The 20,885-nt window shown below is 66.8% G+C and carries 16 protein-coding genes; 11 read left to right on the top strand and 5 right to left on the bottom strand.

From position 1 onward, the window contains the following. From JOF56_RS40885 to JOF56_RS40865, 5 genes are read right to left on the bottom strand one after another with little or no spacing between them, the layout of a single operon-like run. Entirely contained in the window at positions 1-2,448 is a 2,448-nt protein-coding gene (locus JOF56_RS40885) for a glycoside hydrolase family 3 protein (RefSeq protein ID WP_209644961.1), read from the bottom strand. After that, a complete protein-coding gene (locus JOF56_RS40880) occupies positions 2,445-3,281 on the bottom strand; it encodes an ATP-binding cassette domain-containing protein (protein WP_209644960.1) in 837 nt (278 codons plus the stop codon). Before JOF56_RS40880 ends, JOF56_RS40885 begins: the two co-directional genes overlap by 4 nt. Then, a complete protein-coding gene (locus JOF56_RS40875) occupies positions 3,278-5,038 on the bottom strand; it encodes a dipeptide/oligopeptide/nickel ABC transporter permease/ATP-binding protein (protein ID WP_245378583.1) in 1,761 nt (586 codons plus the stop codon). Before JOF56_RS40875 ends, JOF56_RS40880 begins: the two co-directional genes overlap by 4 nt. After that, positions 5,035-5,976, bottom strand: coding sequence for an ABC transporter permease (locus JOF56_RS40870; RefSeq protein ID WP_209644959.1), 942 nt, complete (start codon positions 5,974-5,976; stop codon positions 5,035-5,037). Before JOF56_RS40870 ends, JOF56_RS40875 begins: the two co-directional genes overlap by 4 nt. A gap of 17 nt (positions 5,977-5,993) precedes the next feature. After that, positions 5,994-7,523, bottom strand: a complete 1,530-nt coding sequence (locus JOF56_RS40865; protein WP_209644958.1) for an ABC transporter substrate-binding protein — start codon at positions 7,521-7,523, stop codon at positions 5,994-5,996. 137 nt (positions 7,524-7,660) lie between these two features. Here JOF56_RS40865 and JOF56_RS40860 point away from each other — a divergent pair, with 137 nt between their 5' ends. From JOF56_RS40860 to JOF56_RS40810, 11 genes are all read left to right on the top strand, one after another. Beyond that, positions 7,661-8,539 (top strand): transketolase, encoded by an 879-nt coding sequence (locus JOF56_RS40860; protein WP_209644957.1) that lies wholly within the window; start codon positions 7,661-7,663, stop codon positions 8,537-8,539. After that, complete coding sequence (locus JOF56_RS40855) at positions 8,536-9,540, top strand: transketolase family protein (RefSeq protein WP_209644956.1); 1,005 nt, start codon at positions 8,536-8,538, stop codon at positions 9,538-9,540. Before JOF56_RS40860 ends, JOF56_RS40855 begins: the two co-directional genes overlap by 4 nt. Next, positions 9,533-10,954: an FGGY family carbohydrate kinase gene (locus JOF56_RS40850; protein ID WP_209644955.1), complete on the top strand. Its 1,422-nt coding sequence runs from the start codon at positions 9,533-9,535 to the stop codon at positions 10,952-10,954. The genes JOF56_RS40855 and JOF56_RS40850 overlap by 8 nt, the downstream gene beginning before the upstream one ends. A gap of 14 nt (positions 10,955-10,968) precedes the next feature. After that, on the top strand, positions 10,969-11,946 hold the full coding sequence (locus JOF56_RS40845; RefSeq protein ID WP_209644954.1) for a sugar phosphate isomerase/epimerase family protein: 978 nt from the start codon (positions 10,969-10,971) through the stop codon (positions 11,944-11,946). Between the two features lie 37 nt (positions 11,947-11,983). Then, positions 11,984-12,961: a sugar-binding transcriptional regulator gene (locus JOF56_RS40840; protein ID WP_209644953.1), complete on the top strand. Its 978-nt coding sequence runs from the start codon at positions 11,984-11,986 to the stop codon at positions 12,959-12,961. A gap of 86 nt (positions 12,962-13,047) precedes the next feature. After that, complete coding sequence (ribB, locus tag JOF56_RS40835) at positions 13,048-13,695, top strand: 3,4-dihydroxy-2-butanone-4-phosphate synthase (RefSeq protein ID WP_209644952.1); 648 nt, start codon at positions 13,048-13,050, stop codon at positions 13,693-13,695. 132 nt (positions 13,696-13,827) lie between these two features. Next, positions 13,828-15,465 (top strand): flavin monoamine oxidase family protein, encoded by a 1,638-nt coding sequence (locus JOF56_RS40830; protein ID WP_307855477.1) that lies wholly within the window; start codon positions 13,828-13,830, stop codon positions 15,463-15,465. 12 nt (positions 15,466-15,477) lie between these two features. Continuing rightward, positions 15,478-16,944, top strand: a complete 1,467-nt coding sequence (locus JOF56_RS40825) for an APC family permease (RefSeq protein ID WP_209644950.1) — start codon at positions 15,478-15,480, stop codon at positions 16,942-16,944. Between the two features lie 12 nt (positions 16,945-16,956). Further along, a complete protein-coding gene (locus JOF56_RS40820) occupies positions 16,957-18,786 on the top strand; it encodes an amidohydrolase (protein ID WP_209644948.1) in 1,830 nt (609 codons plus the stop codon). 27 nt (positions 18,787-18,813) lie between these two features. Next, positions 18,814-20,409, top strand: a complete 1,596-nt coding sequence (locus JOF56_RS40815) for a carboxylesterase/lipase family protein (protein WP_209644947.1) — start codon at positions 18,814-18,816, stop codon at positions 20,407-20,409. A 28-nt stretch (positions 20,410-20,437) separates the two neighbouring features. Next, positions 20,438-20,875 carry a hypothetical protein gene (locus JOF56_RS40810; RefSeq protein ID WP_209648771.1) on the top strand — a complete coding sequence of 146 codons (438 nt, stop codon included), beginning with the start codon at positions 20,438-20,440 and terminating at the stop codon, positions 20,873-20,875. The last annotated feature ends 10 nt before the right edge of the window (positions 20,876-20,885 follow it).

Genomic DNA, 20,885 nt, shown 5'->3' with positions numbered 1-20,885 from the left:
TCAGTTCCCCGTCCGGATCGTTGCTTCGAGTGGCAGGTCAACGGCCGACGAGCCGGCGCTGAGCGTGAACGAACCCGGCTCGTAGTGCCAGCCCTTGTCCCAGTGGGCGAAGGTCCGGACATCCACCTCGACATCGACCACTGTGGACGATCCAGGTTCCAGCCACACCGGCTGGAACCCGGCCAGCCACCGGACAGGGCGGTCGACGGCGGAATCCGGTCGGGCGGCGTAGACCTGGACCACATGCTTGCCGGAGCGTGGGCCGGTGTTGGTGACGCCGACCGAGACAGTGATCGTGCCGCCGAAAGGTTCTTCGGACGCAACGACTTCCTCAGGCGCTTTGATGCTGTCGAACCGGAAGGTGGTGTACCCGAGCCCGTGCCCGAACGGGAACGCGGGTTGCGTGCCCGCGGACAGCCAGGCGCGGTAACCGACGTGAATGCCTTCGCTGTACTCGAGATTCCCGTCGACCGGGACGGTGTCGAGGACGGGCACGTCTTCCTGACCGACCGGCCAGGTCGTGGGCAGGCGGCCACCAGGCTCCGCGGCGCCGGTGAGGATGTCCGCGACGGCGTTGCCGGACTCCTGCCCGCCGAAATACCCCACCAGGACGGCCGCGACCTCGTCCCGCCAGGGCAGCAGAACGGGCGACCCGGCATTCACCACGACGACCGTGCGCGGGTTGGCCGCGGCCACTGCACGCACCAGGTCGTCCTGGAAGCCAGGCAGGGACAGGCTGGTCCGGTCATGGCCTTCGGACTCGACGTTGGAGTTGGTGCCGACGACTATCACCGCGGCAGTCGCCGCGCGTGCCGCCTGTACCGCCTCGTCGATGAGTACTTGCGGGTCGATCTGGGGTGGCGTGGTGCCGAGCGTGAAGGCGAGTGACCGTGCCAGCAGGCCGGTCCGGTCACGCAGGTCGAACTCCGCGCGCAGATGAACGCTTGTGCCCGCGGTGACCGTGATCGGAGCCGAGAGGGAAGGCGGCGACAGCAGTGCGGCACCGAGGTCGGCGCCCTCGGCCTCGGTGGTCGCGGCGAGCACTTCCTCGCCGTCGGCGAGTAGCCGGGCCGTGCCGAGCGCGGCGAAGGCGAGCGGGAACTCGCCGCTGGTCTCTGGCGTGAAGTGGGTTTCCAGGATCAGGGTGGCCGAGTCGGCGATCGGTGCGGAACCCCCGAACCACAACAGGTCGCTGGCGCGCCGGTCTTCCGTGTACAGCTCTGCCCCGGCTGCGTCGGCGAACGCCACCCGCACGCCGGGCTCACCTGTGTGCGGGTTGACCATACGGCTCAGCGGTAGCGGCAAAACTCCACTGTGGACGATAACGCCGGGTGCGTAGGTGATGTCCGTGTTCGGCAACGCCGCTCGAAGCCCGTCCAGCGGTGACACCACGGTTTCAGGGACCACAGTCGCACTGCCACCGCCCTGGATCCTTGCCACGGCGGCGTTGTGGCCGATGACCGCGAGCGAGGGGAGTTCCGCGGGTATCCAGGGAAGTTCTCCCCGGTTGGTCAGCAGGACCGTGCCCGCTGCGGCCGCCTCGCGGGCGAAGGCCACGGGATCCTCCGCCTCGGGGAGCGTCACCTCGGGCTCGAATCCGGCCAGCGCACCGACGCGGGCGGCGAGCTGCAGGATTCGGATCACCTTGCGGTCGACGGCGGCCTCGGGGACGCTTCCATCGCGTACCGCGGCCACCAGCGCCGCGCCCCACGGGCCGTCCGGACCCGGCATCACGAGGTCCTGGGACGCTCGCGCACTCGCGATGCTGCGTACCGCGGTCCAGTCGCTGATCACGACGCCGTCGAAGCCCCATTCGTCGTTGAGCGGCGTCTCCAGGAGATCGTTCTCGGTTGCCGTCGCGCCGTTGATGGAGTTGTACGCGCTCATGACCAGCCACGCGTGGGCCTGCACGACGGTCTTCTCGAATGGCGCCAGGTACACCTCGCGCAATGCCCGGTCGCTCACCCGGACATCGACGGTGAACCGGTCGGTTTCGGAGTCGTTGGCCACGTAGTGCTTCGGCGTGGCGGCGATCCCGTTGGCCTGTGAGCCTTCGACGAAGGCCGCGCCGAGTTCCCCGGTGAGCAGCGGATCCTCACTGAACGCCTCGAAATGACGGCCGCCCAGCGGCGACCGGTGCAGGTTGATCGTCGGGCCGAGCACGACATCCACGCCCTTGCGGCGTGCTTCGACGGCGACAGCGGCCCCGTAGCGGCGCGCGATCTCGCAGTCCCAGGACGAGGAGAGCGCTGATCCGGACGGAAAACTCGCCGACGGGTCGCGCTCGTCCCAGACCTCGCCCCGCACACCGGCCGGACCGTCCGACAACAGCATCCGGCGCAGACCGATCTTCTCGTTCGGCCACGTTGTCCAGAAGTCGCGCCCGGTGAGCAGGGCGACCTTCTCTTCGAGGGTGAGGCGTGCCAGAAGTGGACGGACGTCGGTCACTCGGTTCCCGCTTTCTGAAGTTCCTGGCGCTCGGCCCGGCGCTGCTGCTGCCGATCCGGGTCCGGCACCGGCGCGGCCAGCAACAGTTGCCGCGTGTAGGGATGGTTCGGGCGTGCCGTGACCTGGTCACAGTCGCCCCACTCGACGATCTCGCCGTGACGCATCACGGCCACGCGATGGCTCATGTGCCGGATGACGGTCAGATCATGCGAGACGAACAGATACGCCACGCCCGTGCGGTCCTGGATCTCCCGGAACAGGTCCAGAACCCGGGCCTGGGTGGAGAGATCGAGCGCTGACACCGGTTCGTCGCACACGATGAGCCGGGGTTCCAGCGCGAGGGCACGCGCGATCGCAATGCGCTGCCGCTGCCCGCCCGAGAATTCTCGGGGCAGGCGTGACCGCGCGTCCGAGGGCAGCCCGACCTGGTCGAGAAGGCGCCGGACCCGTGCCGATGCCTCCTCGGGCTTGACCTGCCGGACGACGAGCGGCTCGGTGAGGATCTGCTCGATCGTCAGCGACGGGTTGAGCGAGGTGTACGGGTCCTGGAACACGACCTGGATCTCACCGGCGAGAGTACGCCGGTCCCGGCGGGACAGGCCCGAGATCTCCCGCCCGTCGTAGGTGATGCTGCCTGCCGTGGCCGGGGAAAGGCCGAGCACAGCGCGGCCGAGGGTCGTTTTGCCGGAGCCTGACTCGCCGACCAGACCAACCGTCTCGCCTGGTCGCACATCGAGAGAGACCCCATGCAGGACGCGGAAGGGGCTGTGTCGGAAGCCTTTGACGGGGTATTCGACCACGAGGTCACGGATATCGAGCAGTCGGTCGCTCACGCCTTCACCGCCTCGCGCACAGCCGACTCGTCGAGGATCGCGTCGAGCAACGACTTGGTGTACTCGTGCTGGGGCTCGCGGAGGATGGTCCGGACCGGGCCGGTTTCGACGATGCGCCCCTCCCGCATGACCGACACGCGGTCACACAGATCGGCGACCACACCGAAGTTGTGGGTCACCAACAGGATTCCCATGCCCATCTCCTCCCGCAGCGAGCGCAGCAGGTCGAGCACCTCGGCCTGCACGGTGACGTCCAGGGCCGTGGTCGGTTCGTCGGCGATCAGCAGGTCCGGCTGGCAGGAGATCGCGCCCGCGATGAGCACCCGTTGCGCCATGCCGCCGGAGATCTCATGGGGGTAGGAGCGGAAGGTGCGGTCCGGGTCGGGAATGCCGACCTTGGCCAGCAGCGCGAGGGCACGTTGGCGAGCGTCGGGTTTCGTCAGGCCCAGCCGGACCCGCATCGGTTCGGTGAGCTGGCTGCCCACAGTGAACGACGGGTCCAAGTTGGACATCGGTTCCTGTGGCACATAGGCGATACGAGTGCCGCGCAGCCGTTGCATGGCCTTCTCAGGCAGGGTGGCGAGATCGGTCCCGTCGAAGACGATGGAGCCGCCGGTGATCCGTCCGGTGTCGGGCAGCAGACGCAGGACCGACCACGCGGTCTGGGTCTTGCCGGAGCCGGACTCGCCGATCAGTCCATGCACCTCGCCTTTGCCGACCATCAGTGAGGCGTTGTGCACGACAGTCGTGACCGTGCCGTCGGGCTGGTCGTGGCCGACCGAGAGGCCGGTGATGGTGAGCAGCGGTTCGCGTTCCTCACCGGCGTGTTCTACCGGCGCTGCAGTGTCTACAGTGTCCGTTACAGGCTCTGCGGGCTGCCGTCGTGCGCGCCGTTTGCGGCGAGTGGTGCGTTCGAGTTCGTCGCGCATCGCGTTGGCCAGCAGGGTCAACGAGATGGTGGTCAGCGCGATGACCAGGCTCGGCCACAGCATCAGCATCGGTGCGGTGTAGATGTTGGCGAACCCGTCGTTGAGCATGCTTCCCCAGGTGGGGATGGTCATGTCACCGAGGCCGAGGAATTCGAGGCCGGCCTGGATGGCGATCGCGATACCACCGACCATGGCGGCCTGGATGATCACCGGCGCCCGTACGGCGACCAGCACGTGGCGGGCGATGATCCGGCGGTCGGTGAGACCGGAGACCATCGCCGCGTCGACGTACAACTCCTTGCGTACCGCAGTGACCGACGCGTACACCAAGCGGAAGAACGAAGGCGACAGGAGCAGCCCGAAGATCGCCATCGACAGCCACATCGACGGGCCCAGCACCGCACGGGCCGCGAGCAGGATGACGATGCCGGGCAGCGCCTGCCACAACCCGGCCTGCCACGACAGCACCGAGTCGAGACGGCCACCGTAGAAGCCGGCGAACAGACCGGCCGTCACCCCGATCACCATCGCCACCAGCAGCGCGACCAGTGCCCCGGCGAGGCTGAACTGCCCGGCGATCAGCAGCCGGGACAGCACGTCACGCCCCGCACTGTCAGCACCGAGCGGGTGTGCCCCACCTGGCGGCGCGAGAACGTCGATCAGCGACGCGGCGTTCGGATCGGCTGGTGCGAGCATGCGTGAGAACGCCGTGATCAACACGAGGACCGCGAGATAGGTCATCGCGATGACCCCGACCGGGTTACGCAGCAACCGCCGGAACAAGGATTTGCCGGGCGTCACCGTCGGCAGGTCCTGGTTGAGACTCATGACAGGCGCACCTTGGGGTTGAGTGAGGCCTGGAGGATGTCTATCAGCAGGTTCACCACGACCACGAGCGTCGCGGTCACCACGACCACGCCCATGACCAGCGGGATGTCGCCCTGGCCGGTCGCGGTGACCGCGATCTGGCCGATGCCCGGGATGGCGAAGACCTGCTCGATGATCACCGCCCCGCCGAACATGCCGACGAACTGGACCGCGAGGACTGCGAGCGCCGGGCCGCCCGCGTTGCGCAGCACGTGCTTGAACAGCACACGGGATCCGGGGAGGCCGCGGCTGCGCAGGGTACGGACGTAGTCCCGGGCGAGGTTGTCGATAACCGCGCCCCGGACCTGCTGGGTCACCGACGCGATGCCGGCCAGACAGAGCGCGAGGATCGGCAGCGTGGCGGTGGCGAACCAGCCGACGGGCGAGGTAGTGAACGCCACATACCCGGTGGGACTGAACCACTGCAGGTTGATGGCCAGCAGCAGGACGAGCCCGAGCGCCACCAGGAATCCCGGGATCGCGAAGCCGACGATCGACAGGACCTGGACGACCCGGTCAAGCCAGCCTCGGCGCGTCGCGGCCAGGACGCCGAGCGCGACCGCCACGGCGGCGCTGAGCAGGGTCGCGCCGAGAACAAGCGTCAGCGTCACGCTCAGCCGGGACGTGACGGCGGCCGACACCTCCTGGCCGGTGAACCAGGAGGACCCGAAGTGGCCGGTGACCGCGTTGCCCAGCCACTCGCCGTACTGCACGAGGATCGGGCGGTCGAGGCCGAGTGACGCCGCCTTCTGCGCGACCCCTTCCTGGGTCGCCGACTGGCCGAGGATGCGGCGGGCTATGTCGCCGCTGCCCAGGTACAGCAGGAAGAACGCGAGCGTCGAGATCACGAACAGCAGCACGACGCCGGCGGCCAGCCTGCGGATGACGAAGTTGAGCACGGTGTCACTCCGTCCATTCAGGACTTAGGCTTGAAGTTCCACAGATACGGGTAGGCGTTGCCCTGCTGCACGGTCACCGTGGTGTTCGCGTCGGTGACGAAACTGGACTGCATCCGGTACCACGGGGCGTACCACGCCTGCTCGACGAGATACTTGTTGAGCTTCTTGGCCGCCTCGTCGGCGTCGGCCTGCGAGCCGTTCTGGATCGTCCCGGCGAGCGAGACCACGGTCGGATCGCTGTAGCGGAACGGGTTCCAGGCCGCGTTGGGCAGTAGGCCGAACGTCGCGATCTTCCAGGCGGTGGAGTCCTCCTGCAGGATCATGTAGGCGGAGCCCCACTTCGCGCCGACGAGCTCGGCGATGTAGCCCTGGGCGATGTCGGTGTACTGCACGGTGATGCCGACGTCCTTGAGCTGCTGCGCGAGCAGCGTGTAGGTCGCCGGGCCGATCAGGGCCGACTGCGGTTGCTTGAGGGTCAGGCCACCCGCGTAGCCGGCGTCGGCCAGCAGTTGCTTCGCCTTCGCCGGGTTGTAGTCGTAGTAGCTGTCGAGCGACTTGTCGTAGGCGGGGGAGTTGACCGGGAAGACCTGTGTGGTCGCCGTTCCGTAGCCCTTGCCGACCGCCTTGAGCAGAGCCTGCTTGTCGAAGGCGTAGTTGATCGCCTGCCGGACGCGTACGTCGCCCAGTGCGGGGTTGGTGGTGCCGGCGCGGTCGAGCAGCAGCAGGCCGGTCCAGTTGAGCTCCAGCGGGTTGACCGTGTACCCGGCCGCCTTCATCTGGTCCAGGGAGTTGTTGTCCGGGGTGTTCGCGGCGTCGACCTGGTGACCCTTGATCGCGTTCAGCAACGCGGTCGCGTCGCCGTAGACCTTGAGCTCGAGCTTGTCGTAGTGCACGGTCTGCGGCGCCCAGTACTTCGGGTTCTTGGTGAACACATAGCTCGAACCCACCACGGTGGCGCCGGTGTCCAGAATGTAGGGACCCGAACCCACCGGCACGGTCTTGATCGTCGCGCTGGTGAACGCCTTCGGGCTCTCCTGCACGCCTGCGCCCTGCGTCAGCGCGGTCAGCAGCGCGGGATCCGGCTCCTTGAGGGAGATCTCCAATGTGGACTCGTTCACGGCCTTGGCGTCGGCCACCCTGGACAGGTCGCTCTTGTTCGGCGAGTTGCCGTCGCGGAACCGGATCACGTTCTGCGCCGCGACATCCGCGGTGAACTTGGTGTCGTCGGTGAACGTGACGTCCGTGCGCAGCGTCAGCGTGAGCTTCGTCTTCGCACTGTCGTATGTCCACTTGGTAGCGAGCCACGGCTCGATAGTGCCATCCGGCGCGGCTCGCAGCAGGCCGTCGTACACCGCCTGACCGTACGGCGACTCGTTCGCCCAGTTGATGTCCTGCGCGGCGAATGTCGTGGCGGGTACGAGCACCCCGAGCGTCAGGGTGGGGTCGCTGGTGCCGCCGCCTTGCGTAGCCGTCGCGCCACAGCCGGCGAGCGCGAGTGTCAGGGCCGCGGCGACGGACACGGAGCCGAGTCTTGTCGATCGGAACATCGTTGGTCCTTTGCGTTTCCGTTCTCTGCCACCGAAAGCGACGAACCTGAGAGCCACGCCCTGGCAGCTGATTGACAGCATTTTCACACGCGTGACACACTGATTGCAAGTTTGGTCACCTATGAATAGGTATGCAAATGCTCTCGACGGACCACGCTCAGGTCGAACGGTGGCGCAAGCGGCGTACGCAGCTCGCGGCCGCGACTCCCGATCAGCGCCGGGAACTGCTCGCCGACACCGCGCGCCAGACGCGGCGCAGTGTCGTGCGGATGATCCGGACCGCAGGCCAGGGACACATCGGCGGAGACTTCTCCGTTGCCGACATCCTGACGACGTTGTTCTCCTACACGTTGCGCGTCGATCCGGCCGCGCCGTCGGCTCGCGGGACCGACAGGTTCATCCTCAGCAAAGGACACTGCGCGGCCTCGCTGTACTCGACGCTCGCGGATGCCGGCTATTTCCCGGTGCGCGCACTGGAGACCTTCATGCGGCCACTGTCCGAGTTGAACGGACACCCGAACCGCACCAAGATCCCGGGCGTCGAGACGAACACCGGGCCGTTGGGTCATGGGCTCCCGGTCGCGGTCGGCCAGGCGATGGGGGCAAGGCTCACCGGGTCGGACACGCGGGTGTTCGTGGTGCTCGGCGACGGCGAACTGCAGGAGGGCAGCAACTGGGAGGCACTGATGGCGGCCTCGCATTTCCGGCTGGACAACCTGGTGATCATCGTCGACCGCAACCGGCTGCAGCAGGGCGCACGCACCGAGGACACCAACGGGCTTGAGCCGCTTGAGGCAAGGCTTCGCGCGTTCGGCTGTGAGGTGCGCCGTGTGGACGGGCACGACTTCGACGCGTTGATCGAGGCCTTCCGGCCGGCCGGGGAGAACCGGCCGGTGGCGGTGATCGCCGATACGGTCAAGGGGAAAGGTGTGTCCTTTATGGAGGATCGGGTGGAGTGGCACCACAAGGTGCCGACGCCGGAGCAGACCGATCAGGCATTGAAGGAGCTCGCGTGAGCACGGAGGCGGCGAACATGACCTCGTCCACCGGGGGATCGAACACCGTGTCAGCCGACGTGCCGGTCTACGACAACCGCGCGGCGTTCGCCGACGAGCTTCTCCGGCTCGCCCGTGAGGACGAGCGGATCGTCGCGGTGTGCAACGACTCAGTCGGTTCGAGCAACCTCGTGGCCTTCCGGCAGGAGTTCCCGGACCGGTTGATCAACGTCGGGATCGCCGAGCAGAACATGGTGGGGGTGGGGGCCGGGCTGGCGAGTTTCGGGCTGATCCCGTTCGTGTGCGCGGCGTCGCCGTTTCTCACGGCCAGGGCTCTCGAGCAGATCAAGGCCGACATCGCGTACAGTCAGCATCCGGTGATCCTGTGTGGAATGAGTCCCGGGCTTGCCTATGGGGAACTGGGGCCGACCCACCATTCGCCGGAAGACCTGTCGTGGTTGCGCGCGTTGCCTGGCATCGACATCGTCGTTCCTGCGGACCGCAGGCAGACGCGGCAGGCGGTCGCGGCGGCGGCCCGGCATCCACGGCCCACTTTCATCCGGGTCGGCCGTTTCAAGGTCCCGGATGTCACGACCGAAACGTCTAGACTCCGGCGCGGGAAGTTCGATGTTCTACGCGGAGGTGACGACCTGACCATCATCGCCGCCGGAACGCTCGTCTCCCGGGCGCTGATCGCCGCCGAAAGGCTGCGAGCCTCAGGAGTGGAGGCACGGGTGCTGAACGCCGCGTACATCGCCCCGCTCGATATCGACGCGATCAGGGCTGCTGCGTTCGAGACGCGCGCCATCGTCACCGCCGAAGAAGCCAATGTGTCCGGTGGGCTTGGCGCGGCCGTCGCCTCTGTGATCGGCGAGCTACCCGCACCGGCCCGTGTTCCGCTGCGAGTGCTCGGCATGCGGGAGTTCGCTCCCACCGGAAGCACTGAGTTCCTGCTCGGTCACTTCGGGCTCACCGCCGAGGACGTCGTCAAGGCCGCGGAGGATGCGCTGTCCCATGGCTGACGTGGTGATCGCGGTCGACCAGGGGACGAGCTCGACCAAGGCCATCGCCCTGGACACCGCCGGTGCGATCGTCGGCCGCGCGAGTGTGCAGATCGGACAGCACCACCCCCGCCCTGGCTGGGTCGAACAGGACGCGGAGGAGATCGCGGCCAGTGTGATCGAGGCGATCGGCCAGGCAGCCGAGGCAGTGACCGGGAGAGTGGCCGCGGTGGCGCTGAGTACCCAGCGTGAATCCGCCGTGATTTGGGACAAGACAACCGGGGCGCCGCTCGGCCCGGTACTGGGCTGGCAGGACCGGCGCACCGCCGGCTCCGCGCGCAAGCTTGTCGAAGAAGGTCACGACGAGGTCGTCCGGTCGATCAGCGGACTGCCGATCGACCCGATGTTCTCCGCTCTCAAGTTCGCCTGGCTGCTCGCCGAGACCGATGCCGCGAACGTCGCACTGGGCACGGTCGACTCCTGGCTCGTACACCGGCTCACCGGTGAGTTCCGGATCGAGGCCGGCAACGCCAGCCGCACCGGGCTTCTGGATCTGGCCACAGTGGACTGGAGTGACGAGCTCCTGGCGCTGTACGGCATCCCGCGCGCCGCATTGCCCACTGTCGTACGTTCCGACGAGCCGACCGCGCCCATCCGTGGCGTGCCCGGTCTCCCAGTCGGCATCCGCGTGCATGCCGTGCTTGGCGATTCCCATGCGGCGCTTTACGGGCACGGCGTGCGTGCGGCTGGGGGAGTGAAGGCGACGCTGGGTACAGGCTCGTCGATCATGGGGTTGCTGGACTCGCCGAAGACATCTTTGCCAGGTCTCGTCACAACTCTCGCGTGGGCGTGTGAGAACCCGGTGTACGCGTTCGAAGGCAACATTCTCTCCAGCGGTGCGACTCTGGTGTGGCTGTCCGGTCTGCTGTCGATCACTCCCGACGAGTTGCTCGCGCAGGCGCAGTCGGGCGCTGAGGGCGTCGACGTGGTCCCGGCTTTCGGTGGGCTCGGAGCTCCGTGGTGGGACAGCGAGGCCCGCGCGGTACTCACCGGTTTCGACCTGGGCACCGCACCTGCCGACCTGGCTCTGGCCGCCGCCGAGTCCGTCTGTCTGCAGGTGGAGGACGTGCTCTCGGCGGCGGAGACCGCGACCGGCAGTCCACTGGGGACTGTTCTGCTCGACGGAGGCCCGGCCGCCAACGACTGGCTCGCCCAGTTGATGGCCGACATCAGCAGTCGCGAGTTCAAACGGCCCGTCACCACGGGTGTGTCCGCCCTGGGCGCGGCGCGTCTCGCCGGTGTCGCCGCCGGGCTGTGGCACGACTTTCCGGACGAAGACAGCAGGGTATTCCGTCCTGGCCGATCCGCCGAATGGGCCGACGCGCGCCGGCAGCGGTGGCACGCCGCGGTCGCTCTGGCACGACGGCAACATTGACGAAGGAGAACATCATGACCCAGAAGTTCGGCGCGGGCATTTGGCACTTCGCAACGTATGTCGACCGGTACGCGACTGACGGTTATGGCGCTCCCCGCACTGTGCTCGAAGCAATCGACCTTGCCGGGCGGGTGCGGGATCTGTCGGTCGTCGACCTCAACTATCCGTTCTTCGGCGGTGAGTTCAGCAACGAGCAGGTCGCCGAAACGTTGAAGCGCAACAATCTTGGCGTCATCGGCATCACGCCGGAGATTTACACCCGGACATTCGTCAAGGGCGCCTTCACCAACCCGGACCCGGGTGTCCGGCGGCTCGCCCACGAACTGGTGACCGAGGCCGCTGAGGTCGTCCGCTACTTCGGCGCCGACTACGTCAAGCTCTGGCCGGGACAGGACGGCTGGGACTACCCGTTCCAGGTCGACCACGGCGCGTTGTGGAAGCACTCGCTCGACGGGGTGGGGCAACTCGCGTCGGAGAACCCCGACCTGAAGTTCGTCATCGAGTACAAGCCCAGGGAACCACGGGTGCACATGAGTTTCGACTCGGTGGCGCGCACTCTGCTGGGCATCGAGAAGATCGGCCTGCCCAACGTGGGCATCCTGCTCGACTTCGGGCACGCGCTCTACGGAGGCGAGTCTCCCGCGGACTCCGCACAACTGGCCATCGACTACGGCCGGTTGTTCGGAATGGACGTCAACGACAACATGCGTGGGTGGGACGACGACCTGGTGGCCGGGACGGTGCACCCCATCGAGCTGTTCGAGTTCTTTCACACCCTGCGCAAGAACAACTGGGAAGGTGTCTGGCAACTGGACCAGTTCCCGTTCCGTGAGGACAGTGTCGCCGCGGCAGATCACGCCATCGACTTCCTGAAGACCATCGAGCGCGGGCTCGACCGTCTCGACATGGACGCGCTTCGGCAGGCGCAGGAGCGGCATGATGCGCTGGGCGCGCTGGCGATCGCCCAGCGCGCGCTCTACTCGGCGCACTAACGGTCATGTCTGCATACCTATGCACTACGCTCAGGCCGTGAAACCGGAGAAACCTGGTACCCGAATCAACGGTGACCGGCTGTCGCTGCTGACCAAGGTCGCACGGCTCTACCACGAGCAGGGGATCCGTCAGCCCGAGATAGCCGAGCGCCTGACCATCTCCCAGTCCCGGGTGTCCCGTCTGCTCAAGGAGGCGGTGGCACGCGGGATCGTGCGGACCGTGGTCGTGCCACCGGTCGGTGTGTATCCGGAACTCGAGGACGCACTCCAGGCGCGGTACCAGCTCCGCGACGTCGTGGTGGCCGATTCGGGCGGCCAGGACGAGATGTCCCTGCTGAACGCGATCGGTGGTGCCGGCGCGGCCTATCTGGAGACCACGTTGCACGCCGACGACCGGGTGGGGATCTCGTCGTGGTCGGCGTCGCTGCTGGCCGTCGTCGACGCGATGGCGCCCCGGCCAACCCGGTCGGCGCGTTCGGTCGTTCAGGTCATCGGTGGGGTCGGCCACGCCAGCGTCCAGGTCAAGGCCACGCGGCTGACCGAACGCCTCGCGAGCGTCACCGGCGCCGAGCCGGTCTTCCTGCCTGCCCCCGGGCTGGTGGCGAACAAGGTCGTGCGGGACTCCCTGTTCACCGACCTGCCCATCGCGTCGGTCGTGTCCGCCTGGCAGGACTTGACCGTGCTGCTGGTCGGAATCGGCAGCCTACGGCCGTCACCACTGCTGAAGGAGTCGGGCAACACCCTGTCCGAGGAGGAGATGGCAGGGCTGCGTGAACTGGGTGCGGTGGGCGACGTATGCCTCCGGTTCTTCGACGCCGACGGCGTTCTGGTCGAAAGTCCCCTCAACGATCGCGTGCTCGGTCTCAGCGTGGACGAACTGCGCCGGGTGCCACGCCGGGTCGCCGTCGCGGGCGGCGAACGGAAGGTGGAGACCATCCGGGCCGCGCTGCGGGGCCAGTGGGTCGACGTGTTGATCACCGACAACTGGACGGCGAAAGCGCTGCTCGAATCCTGAGATGTGGGACGCCGCACACCATTACCGCCCGGTAACCGCCAGCGTCGTAATATTTATTCACTATTGACGAGGCATGGAGGAGCACGGTGGCGGCCCCAACACACACAGCAGGCACCCGCACCCGGGTCGACCTCGCCGTCGCCGAGATCGCAGCCGGTCGCGCCGTCGTGGTCGTCGACGACGCGGACCGGGAGAACGAGGGCGACCTCGTCTTCGCGGCGGAGTTCGCGACAACGGAGCTCGTGGCCTTCACCATGCGGGAATGCCGGGGACTTCTGTGTGTCCCGATGACCGGTGCGGATCTGGACCGGCTCCACCTCCCACAGATGGTGCCGGTGAACACCGAATCCCATGGCACCGCGTTCACTGTCTCGGTCGACGCCCGGACCGGAATCACGACCGGCATCTCCGCGGCAGACCGTGCGCGCACCATCCGGCTGCTGGCTTCAGCGGATACGGCACCCGCCGATCTTGTGAAGCCCGGCCACGTCTTTCCGCTGCGTGCCCGCCCCGGCGGTGTCCGCGCTCGGCCCGGCCACACTGAAGCCGCGGTCGAGTTGTGCCGGCTGGCAGGCCTGCGTCCGGCCGCCGCCATCTGCGAGATCGCCAACGACGACGGCTCGATGGCCCGTGAACTCGACCTGATCGCCTTCGGGGACAAGCACAATCTGGCGACCGTCACGATTCGCGAGCTGATTGAGTGGCTGGAGCGCGCGCCGCACGCGAGTTCGTAGACTGTCCTTTGTGGACCGTGGCTGGACTCGGTGGATGGTGACAACTGAATCCTCCTCGTCTGTGCGTGTGAACAACCGATTTCGTTGAATGAACACGTTGACAGTGCGGTATTCGTGCTGTTTAGTCGTTCTGTGCCACGTACCGAGATGTTGCGATTCGTGCGCCGGGTCGTCCTCGACCATGCCGCCGCCGAGCGGCTCGGCGTGCCGGTGCTTGAGTTCCGGGAAGCGCGGATGGCTCGTGCGCAGGCCCGGACGATCACCCGGCGAGACGTGCTGAAGATCGGTGGCGTGCTGGGTGGCGCCGCATTGCTGGGCCTGCCAGGACGTGCGCACGCCGCATCGGCTGAGCAGGGCCCGGCGCCCAAGGTCGCGATCGTCGGCGCCGGCATCGCCGGTCTGACCGCGGCGTTGAAGCTGGCCGATGCCGGTGTCCGGGCGACTGTCTACGAGGCACGCGACCGGGTCGGCGGCCGCATGTACTCCGAACGGGATTACTGGGACGGCCGGCAGGTTTCCGAGTACGGTGGCGAACTCGTCGACACCGACCACACCGCGATCCGCGACCTGTGCGCGAGATTCGGGCTCGGGTTGACCGATGTGCGGGCCGCGGCCCCGAAGGGCGGCCGTGATCTGCTGTTCTTCGACGGCAGATATCGATCGCACAGCCAGTTCGTCGAAGAGTTCAAGCCGGTCTACAAGGCGCTGCAGGCCGATATCGCCAAGGCCGGGCCGGACGCGCCGACCTGGGACGCGACCACACCAGGCGCGACCGAGTTGAGCAACATGAGCGTCGCCGAGTGGATCTCCACGCGTGTCCCCGGCGGCTATTCCACCTGGTTCGCGCGTTTCCTGGACGAGGCCTACGTCGTGGAATACGGCAGGCAGGCCGACGAGCAGACCGCGGTGAACCTGGCCTACATGATGATCGACCAGAGCGATCTGGACGATCCCAACGTGTGGGGCGCTTCGGATGAGCGCTACCACATCACTGAAGGCAGCCAACGGCTTCCGGAGGCGATCGCAGCCGCGTTGCCTGCGGGCACGATCCAGCATGGCTGGCGGTTGGAAGCGATTGTCCGTAACGCCAACGGAACGCAGACTCTCACGTTCGACGACCGGGGCAGCCGCCGGACCGTCAAGGCGGATCACACGATCCTGGCTGTGCCGATCGGTGTGCTCAAAGGGATCGACTACGCCAGAGCGGGTTTCGACGCCCGGATGAAACGCTCGATCGCCATGCTGGACATGGGTTTCTGCTCGAAACTGAACATGCAGTTCCGGCAGCGCCGCTGGCTCGGCCGAGGCCCGTGGCCAGGCGTCGCCAACGGCACCAGCTTCACCGATCTGGGCTACGAGCAGATCTGGGACGCCACCGCGGGTCAGCCCGGCAGGCAGGGGATCGCCATCCAGTACGGCGGCGGTGACGGTGCCCTCCGGCTGCGCCCACGGAAGCCTTTTCTCGATTCGCGTGATCCGTATGTCCGTGCGGTCGTGCGGGACAAGCTTGCCCAGTTCAACAGGGTTGTTCCCGGCGTGAGCGCGGAGTGGACGGGCAGGGCGAAACTGGCCGCGTGGCACATGGACCCGAACTCGCTCGGTGCCTACAGCTGCTATCCGGTCGGGTACTGCCACCGTTACGCCGGCTACGAGGGCATGCGTCAGGGCAACATCCACTTGGCCGGTGAACACACCTCAGTGGACTTCCAGGGATACATGAACGGTGGCGCGGAAAGCGGCGCCCGGGTAGCCGCCGAGGTCCTCGGCTGAGCGGAGCAAACCATGGTGGACCGGCTGAAGCCGAACTCTGTCGGCCTGCTCGGGGTCGTGTTCATGGCAGTCGCGACCGCCGCGCCGATCACCGCCATGACCGGGAACGTCCCGGTCGCCGTGGCGTTCGGCAACGGCATCGGCGCACCGGCCGGATACATCTTCGCGACGGTCGTGCTGACCATCTTCAGCATCGGATTCGTCGCCATGGCACGGCGAATCACCTCGGCGGGAGCCTTCTACGGGTTCATCTCACACGGTCTCGGACGGGTGATCGGCCTGGCCAGCGGGCTGCTCGCGGTGCTGGCCTACATCGTGTTCGAGGCGTCCATCGTCGGGATCTTCGCCTACTTCGCCGACACGACGATCAACGCCCAACTCGGCGTCGACCTGCCGTGGCAGGTGTATGCCGGGATCATGCTCGCGGTCACCGCGATACTGTCCTATTTCGACATACACCTCGCGGCGCGAGTACTCGGCGTGTTCCTGGTGGCCGAGATCGCTGTCCTGGCGGTGATGGCGTTCGGCGTGCTGCTGCAGGGCGGCGGGCCGGACGGGATTCCGGCGTCGCCACTGGACCCGGCGGCGGCTTTCGGCGGGACGGCAGCCGGATTCGGCTTGTTCATGGCGTTCTGGTCGTGGGTGGGGTTCGAGTCGACCGCCATGTACGGTGAGGAGTCCCGCAATCCCAAGAAGATCATCCCGATCGCCACCATGGTCGCGGTGATCGGGATCGGCCTGTTCTACGTCTTCGTCTCGTGGATGGCGATCGCGGGCAACGGCCTGGCAGGCTCGGTGCAGATCGCGACGGCCAATCCGCTGGGCCTGTTCTTCGCGCCGACCGAGCAGGCTGTGGGCCACTGGGCGGTGGTGGCCTTTCAGTGGCTGATGATCACCGGGTCGTTCGCCTGCGGGATGGCGTTCCACCAGTGTGCGGCGAGGTACTTGTACGCACTGGGCCGGGAAGGCCTGATCTGGCGACGGTTGGGGCGTACTCACCCGAAGCACGGGTCGCCGTTCGTGGCGTCCTTCGCACAGACCGGGATCGCGGTGGTGATCGTCGCGCTGTTCAGCGTCGCCGGTCAGGATCCGTACCTCGGGCTCTACACTTTGATGGCTTTGCTCGGCACGATGGCGATTCTGATCGTGCAGGCACTGTGTTCCTTCGCTGTGGTCGGCTACTTCTGGGGACGCCGGCGCCGAGGCGGGCATTGGTTCACCACGTTGGTCGCACCCTTGGCCGGTGGGGCCGGAATGATCACTGTCGTCTGGCTGTTGTTCGACAACGCCGACGCGGCGGCCGGTCCGGCCGCGGAGTCCACTTTGTTCACCGCGATTCCCTGGATCGTCGCCGCCGTGTTCATCGGCGGCGTGGCCGGCGCGTTGTACCTGCGCAAGGTCAAGCCCGCGGTCTACGACCTGTTGGGCCGCATCGTGCTCGAGGACACCAGGGAGCGTTCCGTTCACCCCGTCGCTTGAGGAGGTTCGGACATGCAACGACCCGGTATCGGCCGTCGGCCGCTGTTGGCAGGTCTCGGAATGATCGGAGCGGGCCTGGCCGCCGGAACCACGCCGGTGTCGGCGGCCCCCAGAACTTCGGCTGCCACGATCATCAGGAACGCCAGGGTATGGACTGGCATGTACTCCTGGTACCCGTCGTCCGCGGTCGCGATCGGCCGTGACGGCCGTATTCTGGCCGTGGGAAACGATTTCGACGTGCGTGGTCACCTGGGCAGGGACACCGAGGTGATCGATGCCAAGCAGGCCACCGTGATGCCTGGCATCCACGACGGGCATGTCCACCCGCTTGGCGCGGCACAGTTGTCCTTGGACGTTACCCTGAACAACGAGTCGTTGACCGTGGCGCAGTTGCAAGCCAAGGTGCAGGGTTTTCTCGACCAGTCGGCAGACCAGGAGCCCGACGGCTGGCTGGTGGTCAAGGAATGGAACCCGGTCGGCCTGATCGGTGCCGTGGCACACCGGAAGTTCCTGGACGCCCTGACCACGAAGCGGCCGATCCTGCTGTCCGGATCGGACTTCCACAACGCCTGGGTGAACTCGCGGGCCTTGCAACTGGCCGGAATCACGGCGTCGACCCCGTCGCCGCCGGGCGGGCAGATCGTCAAGGACGCCGACGGGCCGACCGGACTGCTCAAGGACAGCGCGATGGACCTGGTGTCCCGGCTGGTCCCCGAACCGGATCCGGCTGTGCTGCGCCGAGCCCGGATCAAAGCGCTGAACCAGCTCGCGGCCCAGGGCGTGACGTCCTTCATGGACGCTGCCGGACCGGACCCGCTCGGTGTCTACGCTTCGCTGCTTCAAACCGGTGATCTGCCGATCCGTGCGTTCGTCGCGCATCATCTCGAGGCCGACATCGCCAAAGATCCCCGAGCGTCCTTGGCCGCAGCCCGTGCGGCACAACGTAAACACCCCGCCGGCCCGATGCTGGGCATGCGGACCGCCAAGGTCTTCCTCGACGGCGTGGCCGAGTTCCCGGCGCAGACCGCCGCGATGATCTCGCCCTACCTCGACGAGAACGGCAAACCGACCACCCACGTCGGCGAGCTCTATGTTTCACCGGAGCACTTCTCCGCTTTGTGCGTCGAACTGGACAAGGCGGGATGGCAGGTCCACGCACACGCCATCGGTGATCGCGCTGTCCGTGTCGCCCTGGACGGATACGCCGCAGCCCGCCGCGCGAACGGCTGGCGGGACAACAGGCACACCATCGCACACGTCCAGTTCTGCGACCCAGGCGACTATGCACGTTTCGCCAGATACGGTGTGGTCGCTTCGATGCAGATGCAATGGGCGACCAGGAACGTCTTCACCGTGGAGGCACTCGAGAAGTACGTCGGCCCGCAAAGACACCGCGGTATGTACGCGTTGAGAAGCCTGGAGCGGGCGGGCGCCGCCCTGGCAGGCGGCTCGGACTGGCCGGTCGACACACTCAACAGCTGGAACCAGATCCGAACAGCCATCGACCGCACAGGCACGGCGTCCGAAGGCGGTGCTCTCTATCCGGAGCAGGGAGTCACTCGCGAGACCGCGCTACGCATGCACACCTATGGGGCCGCGCAGCAACTGCGTCAGGACACCACTACGGGCACACTCACCCCAGGCAAGGCCGCCGATCTGATCGTCCTGGACCGCGACGTACTGAAGTGCCCGGTCGCGGACATCAGCTCGGTCCAAACCCAGATGACCTTCGTCAACGGCGTGGCCGTGCACGATGCCAGCACAGCGTCGGGCAAGACGAATCTGATTGCCATGGCTACCTCTCCAACGCACAACCGCCACGCCGCTTGCGGCAGCCACTGAACCCGTTCTCGACCTTCAGGAGTGGTAATGCGTTGTCGCCGAATACTGGCCGCACTCGTGTTGGGCGCCGTTTTCGCGGCGCCCACTGCAGAGGCGTCGAACGGCCCGATCGTGCGTACAGCCGATGGTCCGGTCCAAGGGCTCCAGAAGCCGGGATTGCAAGTTTTCCGGGGCCTTCCGTACGCCGCACCGCCCGTTGGAAAGCTGAGGTTTCTGCCTCCGGTCGCGCATGGCCGATGGTCGACGGTGCGTCCTGCCCGAAACCGCACGCCGGCGTGCGTCCAGACGCCTGCCTACGACCCAACGGAGAACAGCAACGATGTGATGGCCGAGGACTGCCTCACAGTCAACGTGTGGACACCAAGGGCCGACGGCCGAAAACGACCCGTCCTGGTCTACATTCACGGCGGCGCGTTTGTCGTCGGCAGCGCCCGCAACACATGGTTCGACGGAGCAGCGCTGGCCAGGCGGGGTGACGCCGTGATCGTCACCGTCCAGTACCGGCTCGGCGTGTTCGGGTACACCGAGCTGTCGCATTTGGACAGTCGGTTCGGCGGTGGCGGCAATGCGGGATTGCTCGACCAGGTGGCCGCTCTGCGCTGGGTCAACCGCAACATTGCCAAGTTCGGCGGCAATCAGGACAACGTGACCGTGTTCGGCGAGTCCGCTGGCGGCGAAAGCGTGCGAATCCTGCTCGGACACCGTCCTGCGCAAGGACTGTTCCACCGCGCGATCATCCAAAGTGGCATCCTGGCCGGATCGCTCGGGCCGGTGTCCGACGCCCGCGACACGACCCGTACGGTGATGGACGCTGTCGGCGTGCAGTCCGCCCAGGCGCTGCAACAGGTCGACGCGCTGAAGCTGGAGAAGCTCGTCAACGATTCCGGAGCGTTCCCGTATCCACATCAGGACGACTATGCCTACGCCGAATCCCCGGACGAGATCATCCGTACCGGCCGGGGAGCCCGCGTACCCTTGTTGATCGGCACCAATCTCGACGAGATCCGTTACTGGACTGCGATGTGCGCCGCCCCCGGCGACGACTCGGTCAACACACCGGCGCTGCTGCGCAACGTCTTCGGCAACCGCGAGATGATGCAACGCTACTTCGGGCCGCAGGCGGACAAGGTGATCGCCACATACCAACGCGACTATCCGAACCCGGAGGAAGCGGTGACCACCTTCCTCGGCGACGGCGACTTCCGTGCCTCATCCATCAGACTGGCCGAAATCCAGGGCCGCTTCGCGCCCAGCTACATGTACCTGTTCAACTACCGCTCGCCGGTGAAAGGCCGTACAGGAAAGCCATACGGCTCATCACATTCGATGGAACTGCCCTTCGTCTTCGGCATCTCCCCGGCCGACGCGGCCCGAGTCACCGGTCCGGCCAGCCTCTGGGGTGATCTGCAAGACCGCACCATGGACGCCTGGCTTGCCTTCGCGCGGACCGGAAACCCAAGCACACCAACACTTCAGTGGCCGCAGTACACACAGTTCCGGCGCACCACGATGCTCCTCGACTCGGCGAGCAAGCTGGTCCACGACCCGTATCGCGACCAGCGACTCATCTGGTCACGTGTACCAACCGACCTGTTCCCGTATCCCATCCCGTTCGAAGTGTGAATCCCGACAGGTGGAATGACACGGAACCATCTCCACCCGAACGTGTCGAGCGCGGTCACGGTATCCGCGGCTGCGCGGGCAGCACCCGGATGACTTCTGCTACGCGACTTCCGACCGGCTGGAATCGAGTCGCGTCGTGGCCGGGTCCTGTGACGTGATGTTCGTCCTCGGCGGCGGCCCGGAGACCGGGGAACTGGCTGCCCGGCTGGATTCCTGCCCGGCGCCTGTCCACATCGTGGACCGTCCGGAGTGGATTCGCCCGTCATGGCTCGCCGGAGCCGCGAGCGTCGGGCTCACCGTCACGCCGTCGGCACCGCCATCCCTTGGCAGACAAGTACTTGACATCCTGTCCGGCCTCGGACCCCTGTCAGTCGTCCGCCGGCAGGTAACCACCGGACCGGCAGGCAACGACCCGTGGCCATCGCCTGTCGGGGCCTCACACGGTCGTCACGTCAGCACGCACTGAAGACAGCTCT

This window comes from Kibdelosporangium banguiense (assembly GCF_017876405.1).
In the GTDB taxonomy this organism is placed as follows: Bacteria; Actinomycetota; Actinomycetes; order Mycobacteriales; family Pseudonocardiaceae; genus Kibdelosporangium; species Kibdelosporangium banguiense.
This window is presented reverse-complemented; position numbering and strand designations above follow the sequence as displayed.